The sequence below is a fragment of the Mycobacterium fragae genome (genome assembly GCF_002102185.1).
In the GTDB taxonomy this organism is placed as follows: domain Bacteria; phylum Actinomycetota; class Actinomycetes; order Mycobacteriales; family Mycobacteriaceae; genus Mycobacterium; species Mycobacterium fragae.
In genome coordinates, this window is the sequence record NZ_LQOW01000031.1 from 309,902 (window position 1) to 321,371 (window position 11,470).

Genomic DNA, 11,470 nt, shown 5'->3' on the forward strand with positions numbered 1-11,470 from the left:
TGGCGTGGTGCGTCAAATCGATCTGACGCGGCTGGTCGCCTTATCACCCGGCGACGGCCGCGTTGCGGCGCTGGTGCGGCGCGTCTGCGCGGAGACGCTAGGGCTGACGCCGCTGCCGGCGGAGGTCTCGGTGACCGAGCCGGGATCAGAGGCAGAAGCCATCGCCGCCGAATTCGCCGAGCAGCTCAGCGCCGACGTGTCGATGATCGGCGATGAGCAGCGGTCAAAGCTGTGGTCTGCGTTGGAAGGCAGCACTTTTGACACCGTCGTGCAGATGTATATCGCCGACTTCGTCCCGCGGGTGCGTGCCGGGTTGGAGGCTCTCGGGGTGGGCCAGGAGTATCTGGGATGGGTGTCCGAGCCGATCACATGGGATCACACCACCGATGCGTCCGAGGCGGTGTTCAACGGCTTCCTGCCGGCGGTGGCGCGGCTGCGCGGGCTGGATGCGCTGACGTCGGAGCTGGTGCGGCTTCGCGGAGCGGCGCAGCACAACTGCCGGTTGTGCAAGTCGCTGCGCGAGACGACGGCACTGGACGCCGGCGGGTCGGAGACGCTCTACGGCGACATCGAACACTTCGAGGCGTCGGCCCTGCTGACCGACCGGCAGAAGGCGGCGCTGCGCTATGTCGACGCGCTGATCTGGTCACCCAGTCATATCGAGCGCGGCGTTGCCGCAGGGGTGCGCGAGCACTTCTCCGACGCCGAGGCGGTCGAGCTGACCTTCGACGTGATGCGCAACGCCAGCAACAAGATCGCCGTGGCGTTGGGCGGCGATGCCCCGCGAGTCGAGCACGGCACCGAGCGGTATCTGCTCGACGCCGACGGTCAGACGGTGTTCGGCTGAAATGCGGAACCTGGTCCTGCGTGCGACGATTGCTGGCGCGCGGGTTGCAATGATGTGACCCCTCGACCGAAGGCTGGAGCCAGGAAGAAGCCATGACAACAGCAAAGGAAGCTCAGCATGACGCCGCCGAGTCACTGTTCGGGGCCATCATCGCGGTGCTGGACAAGCACGAGCATGAGCACACCCTGAACGCGGAGATTCTGGAGCAGCTGGCCCGAGCGTATGCGGCGGTGTCGACGAGCGTCCCCGAGCAGGGACGACTGGGGTAGGTCCATGGGCCAACCGGCCGAGGCTAATGTCAAGGTCGTGTAGAGAGTTGCCCCAGGGGGCGGTAGCTCAGTTGGTTAGAGCCGCGGACTCATAATCCGTTGGTCGCGGGTTCGAGTCCCGCCCGCCCCACTAAAGGCGTGTATGACCTCGGGTGATGCTTGACTTTGCGTCTTCGGCTGATGCCTGACAGTGTTTCGGCTGATTGTTGACAGTTACTTCGGCTGATCCTTGACACTCCCGGAATGAGGGAGTTGAGCGTGGCAGAGCAGCGGTATCAGGCCGTGACCGCGCCAGTGATGATCGGGTCAGCCGCAAAGTCTGCGCCAATGGCATCGTATGTGGCCGGCAGCAAGTCAGCGTCGGCAGACACCGTGCCGGTGGCCGCTGCGATGTCCACATCGACGGCGACGTCCTACCGTTTTCGATCGGCAACGAACTTGTCAAGACCGCCGCACGCACCAGCACCGGCGCGGTAAGAAAAAGGCGGGCCTCCACCATCCGCGCCGGGGCCGATCCATAACCCAAAGTGTCAAGGCTCAACCGAAACAGATCCGTCAACCATCAACCGACACTGAACAGCCCCACCGACCAGCCCCACCGAGGAGGTCGAACATCCCATTCGGGAACTAGCCGCAGGAGGCGCGTCGAATTGAAAAAGGCAGGCGGAGTGGCGCAACTCATGGGGAAGGTCGCCATCGGTCTCGTCGTGGCGGCCAATGTAATCGCGTTGGCTCCGCATGCGAAGGCGGACGAAAACAGCTTCCTTGCCAACCTGAGTCAGCATGGCATTTTCACCGTCCGCGATCCAGGTGTATTGGTGAACTTCGGACGAGGGATCTGCGCCGATCTGGCGAATGGGGTTTCAATACCGGACGAGGTAGATCGGTTCCGTGACAAGGAATTCCCTACCGAACCCACGCCTGCTCAGGCTCAGGCGTTTGTCGACGCAGCCCACCAAGAGCTGTGCCCTGACGCAGCGGGATAAGGGATCATTAGAACTTCGTCACTATGATCTCACGCCTAACCTGTGATTCTGCAGCTGCGCTGGGATGTCAATTGAATGATCGACACTCCCTGGTGAGGGAGTTGAGCGTGGCTGAGCAGAGGTATCAGGCCGTATTGGCGGTGATCAGCGAGGGTTGTCGGTGTCGCAGGTCGCGAGAAGGTCGGCGTGTCGCGGCGGACACTGCATGCGTGGTTGGCGCGCTATGAGGCAGAGGGCCTTGAAGGGCTAACCGATTGTTCGGATCGGCCGCGGAGGTGTCTCGCATCAGGATGCCGGCGGGTGTGGAGGCCGTATGGTTGGAGTTGCTACAGCTCCAACCGGCCTTCCGCTCCGAAGCGCACTACAAACGTAGTTACCGGCGCTACCTGCGACGTCTCAAGTTCCACACAACATGTCACGAGCTTTATGATTAGCGCCGAAGCGCGACCGAAATTTATGACGTCTCCTGCTGGGTCGACTGTTAGGGCTGCACTTTCACATCGACGGACTTGCCGGCAACCCGTCTCGACTCCATCTAACCGCCGGGGCCAGGGCCGGGCACTCCGCACAATTCGGCGAGCACCTGATCGGCGGCGCGCGTTGGGATGGCCCAGGTCTGAAGCCAAACGATGCCGTCCTTGGTGATGTGGTTGTAGTCTTGTGCGCCCTTGACCGCACTTTCGGTGACGCTGCCGAATATGCCATCGACCTTCAGAATTGGATTGGCGCTGGGCGCGAACTTTCCTCTCCCTTGATTCAATGCGCTTTGAAGCTTGCGCACGACCTCGCCCTGCGCGCCGCGCTCGAGTTTCGGCGGCCGCGCTCGTTCGCCGTCAAGAGCGAACCAGGTGAGGGGGCCGACGATGCCGTCATCCAGCAGTCCGCAATTGCGTTGGAACTTCTGGACCGCACGTTTTGTCACCGCCCCGAATTTGCCGTCAACCTCGTCGTATGTCATCGTGCGGCGCACCAGCAGGTATTGCGCCCAGCGGACATCGGCTCCCGCGGAACCCTCCGACAAGGTCGGCAGGTTTGGGAGGTTAGCCGCGTAGTCGATACCGACCACCAGATCGACGACGTTGGTCAGGTCGGCGTCGGGCGAGCCGTCGATTTGAATTGACCACGACTGCTCAACAGGCGCGCCGATGCCGGCATTGAGCGGCGCGGCGGGCGTGGTGCTGCCCGGCAGCCGAAGCGGACGACCATTAGACAGCGCGATGTTGTCCCCAATCGGGAAGTCGATATCAACGGGTTGTGGCGCAGACAGGTGCAGGTGCGCGTTGACGGGCTTGCCTTTCGCGCCGGGCAGCAGGACCGCCACATTTGACACGGTGCGGTTCTTTTCCCCGATGGGGAAGGGGAACTCGCGGAAATCGAGCGTGACACTGCCGCTGCCTGTTTTCTTCAGAGCGGCGAGATCATCTCCAGCGAATGCCCTCGCCGACATCATGATGAATCGATAGGCCGGCGGCTGCGCGGCTCGCGCGGTGTTGTGCGTCACCCGCAATGACTCCGCGTAGCGGGCCAACCCTTCAATCTCGATGACTACATCGGTGACTGCATCCCAGCTGCCGCCGCTTGCAGCGGAGTCGAGGTCGAGCGTCCATGTGGTGTCAAGACCGGTGCCCTCAAAGGGTCCAAGGACCTCCGTCAGCCGCGGGTCAGGCGGTCCGCCGAGGTTGGTCTCCGACACCGCGGTCGCGTCGGGGAATCGCAGCATCGCTCGGCTGGTGAGGGATTCGTCCACACTGGCCAGCGATATCCCGTGGTTTGCGAGGGTGCCACGTACCCGTGCGCCGGCGGGCGCGGTCCGGGCCACTACCCGCACGTCGCGTATGCGATGCCCATAAGTGCCGGGAAAGAAGCTCCGCAATGCGGCCTCGGTGGTTGAGAACGTGCATGATCCCTGGGCTTTCAACGCCCCGAAGGCCAAGGGGAACTCTTCAACCATTGAGATTGAGCAAGTGAACGGGACTAGGGCTCGCTCCCCCGATATTCGAGCGGCCTCCAGTTCGGCCAGGTCTGCTTGCAAGAGATCACCGCTGGTGACGTCTTGAAGGGAGGAGATGTGGTAGTCCATGCGAACGATGTGCAACTCACGGTTCTGCTCGAAGGCCAGTGCGCGTTCGGCTAACCACGCCGACCAAGCACCAAGGTCGAGATAGCGGCGCAGAACCCGCTGCAATATGCCGGCTACCGATGCCCAAAACTCGGTGTTAAGCAGTCGTTGCTCGTTGAAGGATATGAGGCCCCGCGCGAGTTCGATGTCGGCGCCGGCGACGGTTTCCTGCAACTGTGCGATGACGACTTCGCGTTCGCGAGCGGTGACATTGCCTTGCGCCAACGGCATAGTGACTTCTTGGAGCCGTTTCAGTTCACTGGTGCGGGTCATGTCAGCGGATGCCATGCTTGAGAGGGTGCTGTAGCCGACGTACAGGAACAGCCCGTAGCCGGCAAGCACCGACGCACCGGCCCCGAGTCCTAGTAGGCCAGCTGAATCGGCGGAACCAGAGCCCATTTCGGCCGCGATGCCGGAGGTGATTTGCCCTGAGACGTCGCCGGTGGGGCTGCCTTTGGCGGTCTTGAAAACTGACGTAACGGTGCTGGCCGCACCGCTGATGAAGTCGCTCCACTGGCCGAAAAAACTGTCGTGGTTGGCGATTTCGGCCTTCTTGGCGTCGATCTGTTTCTGTACCGCGTCGACTTGCTGGCTCGCAACGGCGACGTTGTATTCAGCGATTTGCCGTTGCTCGCCAGCGATACTCTGCTGGGCTTGCGCCTTGGCCAATATGTTTGACGTGCGTATCTTGTCGATCGACAATTGCTCCAGATTTGCCATCGCGACGAGGAAGTCGCGCTCGGCGGCCACCGCCAATGCTGCATACCGATCGGCTTGATCCTTCAAAGCGCGGTAACGCTGCACCGGCACCATGTCGGTGGTTAACCCAAAGTAGTTGAGACCGGCCTCCATCTTGATGAATCCCGCGCGAGCCCGCGAGATCTGACTCGCGACAGCAGAATTGAGCGGCGGGGCAGGCGGCGGAGACAACGCGTCCCAACTCGGACTAATGTTCGGGTCATCGCGGTGAAGCCATAGCACCGCCTTATAGAGCTCACGAGCGCGAGCACTCGATTCGTCGTCGGCCCGGTACAGTGTGTCGGCCCATTCGAGTAGCGCGTTGCCCAGTCGCAGTCGCATAAAATTGACATCGACATTGTGCAGCAGCGCCGCGATCCCCGGAGGGTTGATCCAGCCTTCAAAGTTGCTCGGGTCCAACGGTTTGTCGGGCCGCCACAAAGTGTAGGGAAAGGTCTGGTATTGGTATATGAAGATGCTGATGGGGTCCACGACGTAGCCGGAAGGGTCGTCGAGTTCTGCGGATCCGAGACGCTCACCGACGAACGGCAATAGCGGTCTGACAGCTTCGGTGAAACGACCGAGTGCTAGCTGGACGTCCGAGCGCCATAGATAGTAAAAGTAGCCGGCGTAAAGGACCATCGCTGCGGTGAAGTAGTCGTCATGGCCGGGGAAATGATAGGGAGTGGGATTGTCATCGCTGTCCGCAAAGCTAAGGTAGAGTTCAAATTTCAGCAGCGACGGTTTGTCGGTGACGACGAAGGCTTTACGGGCTTTCATCGGCGTCGTCACGTCGTACGGAACGACGAGGTTGTCGGACGTCCGCTCCTCGATCAACTCGTCCGCTCCGCGTTTGGTGTCATCCAAGAGGTTGAGGGCGCTTGGGTACTCGCCCTGAGAAATCTGCTCGACCGCCTTTTGAATGTCGTCGAAGAGCGCCGCGGCCTTCTGAAACCACGCGTACCAGTGATCGGAGGGTGGCCTCATGCGCGCGTAGGCGGCGAGGTGGTCTGCGCGCAGGCTGCGCAGCATCGAGAACGCGTTCTCCGGAAAGAAGGTTGCGGAATGTTGGACCCACTCCTCGTATTCGAGGAAAAACGGGGCTACGCCGTGGAGCCAGAACGGGATTATCGTGTCGTGGCGTATGTCGGGGGCGGTGTGGAACGGATCGGGCTTGGACTGAAAGCTGTCGCGAAAAAATCCCAGCAGCGTCGCGATGTTCTCCTGCACCGATGAACTAATGGCTGCGTCAGGGCGAGTCAAATCGACACGGCACCGAAGCCCGAGCTCGGTCGGCGTTTTGCCGCTGGTCGCGATCAGCGCATCAAGGTAGTCGCGTGCACTTTCATCTGGCAGTCTGGTCGGCAGGGCTGAAGCGGGCAGTCCAAAGCCAGTAGGAGTGGGATCGGTCAAGACTCGTTCAAGGATCGGAATAAGTAATTCGTTCGCCGGCGCCCCGCTGACATCGGTTGTAGTGAAATCCTGGTGGAAACGGTTCGTCAGCTGTTGGCGCGTCTGCTCGGGTGTGAGCGGTGTCGGCGACGCCGGCGGATCAAATTTGCCGATGTCTGCCCACACGCCTAGCAGGTAGTCGCGGTAACCGATCAGCTGGTCTGGCGCGATTGTTTTCACGGCGAGGGGTTCAGTGATGGTCATGGCCTGTTCTCCTCGTCAAGTTGCGGAGTTATGTGGGTGACCGATTCATACTCACTCAATATGCGGGGGACGACATGAGTAGTGCGGTACTCGACTTTGTGCCCGCACGGGCGCTGAATTTCTCCCTGACCGTGTCGTCTCAGGGGAACGTTGGATAGCTGACCTGCCGTGGCCGCTTCCCACCCCGGCATCACCCCGGCGACCGAGGGCGGTTTGTAGGCGTACCGATGGCGCACCGGAACTGTACCTGCAACGCGCAGATTTCCTGTCTTGCAGGCGATATGAGGCGAATCAGCTAACTGTTCCCGCTGGTCGTCGGCGTGCTGTCTAGGGACTCATAATCCGTTGGTCGCGGGTTCGAGTCCCGCCCGCACCATCAAAGGTGTGTGACCTCGGCTGATGTGTGACAGTGTTTCGGCTGATGCATGACAGTTACTTCGGCTGATCCTTGACGCTCCTGGCTGCGGGAGCCGGTGGCTAACGCTGGCCGCTGAAGGCAGCCGAAACGATCGGTATCCTCGGCGCCGTGTGGTCCCGGCGCCGCAGCTGACGACCGCGCAGCCCGGCCGATGCATGACCGTGAAATGACTCTGGGGCCGGTCGCACGGGGTCTACCAGGCGTTTCCAGAAGGGGGATTGCAGTGATAACCGAACCGGCAAAGACGTTCTCTCGTATGTTCAGGGGCTACGATCCGGCTGCGGTCGATGCCTACATCGAGGTGTTGATCAGCAAGCAGCAGTTGCTGCTCGACGATATCGAGAGCTTAAGGGCCCGGCTGAAGGAATCCGGCGATGAAGTCGCGGCGTTGCGGGAGGAGGTCGCGGTTCTCAGGGATACCTCACCCACGCCGCACGCGATGCAGCATCGGATGGCGAAGATGCTGCGGGACGCGGTCGACGAGGTTACCGCGATGCAGGCCGAGGCGCGGGAGGAATCAGAGGCGCTGATCGCGGCGGCTGAGGCTGAGGCCGAGGCTGCACAACGAAAGTACAAAGAGGAGTTGGCGGAGATGGCCACGCAGCGAAAAGCCCTGGAAGCCGAGTACGAGGAAACCAAGAAGAAGCTCGACGCCGAACTGGCCAGGATGCGCGCTGAAACCCAATCGGCAATCGAGGAGGCGTGGCAGGACGCGCAGCAGGAGCGTGAGCAGCTGCTCGCCGACGCGAAGCAGGAGGCTGATCACTATCGTGAGCAGGCCCGACGAGCGGTGGACGAGGCGAGCCGACAACGGGTCGAGATCCTGGAGCGCCTGATGGGCGTCTACCGCGACCTGGAAGCAGTTCCGGCCACCCTCGAGTCGGCATACCAAGAACTAAAGAATCGGCCTGAGGCCGGCGTCGTGGTGCCGTTGGACCAGAAAATCGGCACGGGCTGACCCGTGTCAGTTGCCCTCTTCGGCGTACAAGAGTGAGTGCGTGACCCGCTCATCCTCGAAACGGAATTCGTGGACAGGACGTCGCAAAGGCTCGATGGTCATATCCGGATGCGCGATGACTCCGCCACCGACGGGGATTCCCAGCCCGGTCGCCGCTCCCTTCAGCGAATGAATCGCGCGTGACAGCCGCGCCCACTCGGCGGGATCGTCGTGCGTGTCGATGACCACGGGGACGAGCTTGAAAACATCTAGCAGCTCGGGCGCGGGGGATTGCGGTGTCTCGACGATTCCATATCGTCCGAGCTGGACCGCGCCGGCCGAAATGCCCACCAGGACCGCCCCTTCGGCGTACCGGTCCAGGATCACATGCTTCATGCCGGTCTTCTCGAACGTTTTCCAGCCGCGACGCACATCGCCGCCCGCGAGGACGATCAACTGGGTACGTTCCAGAAAGGCGCGGTCATCTGGGCCGAATGACGAATCGATCATGCGACGGTCGTCGACTCCAATTGGGTCGATGGCCGCCTCGAAGATGTCATAGAACTCCGGACGATCCCCATTCGAGGCACCGATTTAGGCCGCACTGAGCGGTGCGTCCCGATCCAATCCCTCGATGGCAACCTCGAGGAGCAGTCGGTCCTGCCGTTTCCAGAACAGCAGCTGGCTATCGGCCAGCAGATAGAGCGGTTGAAGTGCCACTAGAGTCTGCTCAGTTTGCTGATGGTCTGAATTTCGCTGTCGCGGTAGGGCCGTCCATCGGGTTCGAGCAGGTCTGCAAACCAGGGCCTCGGCATTGTCTTGTACGGGTGATCCCAGGAATCCCATGGAAAGTACGTTTGGGTCTTGCCGGCGACCAGCCCCCAATTGATCGCACCAACGTTGTGCCGCTTGGCAACTGGCAGGATCCCCTCAACGGTACTGCCCAGGGACCGGGCCAGGTACTCGGTGCAAAGGATCGGCCGCCCCAACGGCGACAGCTCGGCGATCCGGGCTTCGAAGCCCGCTGGTTTGTCGTAGCAGTGGAAGGTGACCACGTCGGAGTTATCCAATTGGATGTCAGCGATTTCGCTACGCCCTAGGGGATCTCCCCACACGCCGTCCCACACGGCACTTGTTAGCGGTTGACTCGGATCAACCGAACGTGCCCACCCGAACGCCAGCGAGAGCAGGTCGGCGGCGCGGTCGAGCTTGTCTTTCCTTTCGACCTTGCGGTAGACGCGGGCGGGATTGTCGGGCTCATTCCAGATGTCCCAACCCAAAACGCGGTCATCCGTGCGGAATTGGTTCAACACACCCGTGACATAGTCGCGCAGAGTGCGACGGTAGTCGAGGTCATCGAGGTGTTCAGCGCCTGGGCTTTGCACCCAACCGGAGTTGTGGACGCCGGGCTTCGGTGCGCGCTGCCGTCCCGGTTTCGGGAACGGATCCCAACATGAGTCGAAGAAGACAAAGAGTGGTTTGATGCGGTGACGCGCCGCAATGGCGACAAACTGCGCAAGACGTTTTAGGAAGCCCCTATGGTCTTGGGCCCACAGCAGATCGTGGAGGAAAACCCGCACAGCGTTGAGTCCGTGCGACTCGGCCCAGCCGAGCTCGACATCGATGCGCCGGGGGTCGAAGGTGTCAGCCTGAAACATCTCGAGCTGATTGATGGCGTTCGAGGTGATGTAGTTGGCGCCGACGAGCCAACCCTGCGCCTGATACCAGCGGTTGGCTCGGTCCGGCGACCAGGGGCTTTGGTCTGCTGCGGCGCGGGGCGTGTGGATCAGCGGAGTGCCGGCCGCCAGCAGCACCGGTAGCTTCAACACCGTTCGACGCCGCACGAAGTGACCATAGTTCCGCGAGCGAGATTGCACGCGGGAAACCTTCGGAGAGGGTCCTTGCTTCGGCCGCAAGCAGTGCGTGCTTAAGCATGACAATGCACGCATAGGCACTTGACATGGATTCCCTTTGGTGTCCGATGCCGTTTATGCCTGAATGCGTAAGCGTAAGGAGCAAAGTGGCTGGCATACGGTTCGGCCTGCGCCGACGCCTCGATCGTCGACGCCGCGAACGATTGGCATGTTCGGTGCGGCGACATTGGGTTCGATAACTGGCAAGCCCAACTTCTCACGCATGCCGCGCAAGAGAGTCGGCAGCCGAAACTTGTCGTACCCGGCTGCAATGATGACGTTATGTCCTCGACCGCATCGCCTCCCGCGCCGGTGAGCTCTGCCGAGCGTGTTGAGGTGTTGTTCGAGGAGTTGGCGGAGTTGGCCGGTCAGCGTAATGCGATTGATGGGCGCATTGTGGAGATCGTCGCCGAGTTGGATCGCGACGAGCTGTGGGGTGCGACGGGTGCGCGGTCGGTGGCGGCGTTGGTGGCCTGGAAGCTCGGCTCGTCATCGGGAAATGCCCACACGATCGCCACGGTGGCGCGCCGGTTGGAGGAGTTTCCCCGCTGCGCCGCGGGCATGCGGGAGGGTCGGCTTTCGCTGGATCAGCTCGGCGTCATCGCCGCACGGGCGGGCGAAGGTTCCGATGAGCACTATGCGGAGCTGGCGCGCTGCGCCACGGTCAACCAGCTGCGCACGGCGGTCAAACTGGAACCGCGACCCGAACCCGACTCTCGGCCTGAGCAGCAGCCCTCGATCACCAAGACCTCCGACGAGGCGTTCAGTTTTTGGCGGATCAAACTTCCCCACGACGAGGCGGCGAAGTTCGACGCGGCACTGGCGTCTCACCTTGATGCGCTAGTCGCCGAGTGGAAGCAGGATCACGGCGATGGCGACCGCACATCAGAGAATCGTCCCCCGTTGCCTACCACAATCGAGGCGTTTATGCGCCTGGTCGAGACCGGGTGGGACGCCGAGGTGGCTCGCCGCCCGCACGGGCATCACACCACTGTGGTGGCCCACGTCGATGTTGAGCAGCGCGCCGCCGCACTGCATCTGGGTCCGCTGCTGTCCGACGCCGAACGCCAATACCTGACCTGTGATGCCACCTGTGAGGTCTGGTTCGAACGTGACGGCGAGGTCATCGGCGCCGGCCGAGCGACCCGCCTGATCAACCGGCGGCTTCGCCGCGCGCTCGAGCACCGCCATCCGACGTGCGCGGTTCCCGGCTGCGGGGCCACCCGCGGTCTGCACGCACACCACATCCGGCACTGGGAAGACGGCGGTGCCACCGAGTTGAGCAACCTGGTGTTGGTATGCCCGTATCACCATCGGTTGCACCACCGTGGCGTCATCGCCATCGCCGGACCCGCCGACCATCTCATCGTCACCGACAGCTCCGGTCGACGGCTCAGCGCAGGATCGCTCGCGCGTCCTCCCAACCGTCCCCCGCCCACTGTCCCACCGTGGCCCGGGCCCACCGGCGAACGCGCCGACTGGTGGTGGTACGAACCCTTCCAGCCGCAGCCGCCACCAACAAACAACTAGGTTGCTTGCGGCATAGAGAAATTCGTTCGCGATACCCGCTGCTATCGGATCTTGATA

At 62.1% G+C, this 11,470-nt stretch carries 7 protein-coding genes, 1 tRNA gene and 3 pseudogenes; 8 read left to right on the forward strand and 3 right to left on the reverse strand.

Annotated features, from left to right (window positions below):
* Positions 1-4 precede the first annotated feature (4 nt).
* The 6 genes and pseudogenes from AWC06_RS19870 to AWC06_RS19885 form a co-directional block, all read left to right on the forward strand.
* Complete coding sequence (locus AWC06_RS19870) at positions 5-847, forward strand: carboxymuconolactone decarboxylase family protein (protein WP_085199700.1); 843 nt, start codon at positions 5-7, stop codon at positions 845-847.
* A 92-nt stretch (positions 848-939) separates the two neighbouring features.
* Positions 940-1,116, forward strand: a complete 177-nt coding sequence (locus AWC06_RS23345) for a hypothetical protein (protein ID WP_169715384.1) — start codon at positions 940-942, stop codon at positions 1,114-1,116.
* Between the two features lie 56 nt (positions 1,117-1,172).
* Positions 1,173-1,246 (forward strand) — tRNA-Ile (locus tag AWC06_RS19875).
* A 154-nt stretch (positions 1,247-1,400) separates the two neighbouring features.
* Positions 1,401-1,637 (forward strand): annotated as a pseudogene (locus AWC06_RS23745) (IS481 family transposase); the annotation flags it as partial.
* 147 nt (positions 1,638-1,784) lie between these two features.
* Complete coding sequence (locus AWC06_RS19880; RefSeq protein WP_139820144.1) at positions 1,785-2,102, forward strand: DUF732 domain-containing protein; 318 nt, start codon at positions 1,785-1,787, stop codon at positions 2,100-2,102.
* A 92-nt stretch (positions 2,103-2,194) separates the two neighbouring features.
* Positions 2,195-2,443: pseudogene (locus AWC06_RS19885) on the forward strand (helix-turn-helix domain-containing protein); the annotation flags it as partial.
* A gap of 194 nt (positions 2,444-2,637) precedes the next feature.
* Here the strand turns inward: AWC06_RS19885 and AWC06_RS19890 are convergent.
* Complete coding sequence (locus tag AWC06_RS19890; RefSeq protein ID WP_085199702.1) at positions 2,638-6,615, reverse strand: Tc toxin subunit A-related protein; 3,978 nt, start codon at positions 6,613-6,615, stop codon at positions 2,638-2,640.
* Between the two features lie 641 nt (positions 6,616-7,256).
* Here AWC06_RS19890 and AWC06_RS19900 point away from each other — a divergent pair.
* Positions 7,257-7,991 (forward strand): DivIVA domain-containing protein, encoded by a 735-nt coding sequence (locus tag AWC06_RS19900; protein WP_085199703.1) that lies wholly within the window; start codon positions 7,257-7,259, stop codon positions 7,989-7,991.
* Positions 7,992-7,997: 6 nt separating this feature from the next.
* Here AWC06_RS19900 and AWC06_RS19905 read toward each other — a convergent pair.
* Together AWC06_RS19905 and AWC06_RS23140 are read right to left on the reverse strand one after the other, a co-directional pair.
* Positions 7,998-8,690 (reverse strand): annotated as a pseudogene (locus AWC06_RS19905) (Type 1 glutamine amidotransferase-like domain-containing protein).
* On the reverse strand, positions 8,690-9,814 hold the full coding sequence (locus AWC06_RS23140) for a glycoside hydrolase 5 family protein (RefSeq protein ID WP_139820145.1): 1,125 nt from the start codon (positions 9,812-9,814) through the stop codon (positions 8,690-8,692). The pseudogene AWC06_RS19905 and the gene AWC06_RS23140 overlap by 1 nt, the downstream one beginning before the upstream one ends.
* 351 nt (positions 9,815-10,165) lie before the next feature.
* Between AWC06_RS23140 and AWC06_RS19910 the strand changes: the two genes are divergently transcribed.
* Entirely contained in the window at positions 10,166-11,413 is a 1,248-nt protein-coding gene (locus AWC06_RS19910) for an HNH endonuclease signature motif containing protein (RefSeq protein WP_085199704.1), read from the forward strand.
* Positions 11,414-11,470 lie beyond the last annotated feature (57 nt).

Coding starts and splice junctions, on each gene's coding strand:
- AWC06_RS23345 (WP_169715384.1), top strand. CDS start 940: ATGACAACAGCAAAGGAAGCTCAGCATGACGCCGCCGAGTCACTGTTC.
- AWC06_RS19890 (WP_085199702.1), bottom strand. CDS start 6,615: ATGACCATCACTGAACCCCTCGCCGTGAAAACAATCGCGCCAGACCAG.
- AWC06_RS19910 (WP_085199704.1), top strand. CDS start 10,166: ATGTCCTCGACCGCATCGCCTCCCGCGCCGGTGAGCTCTGCCGAGCGT.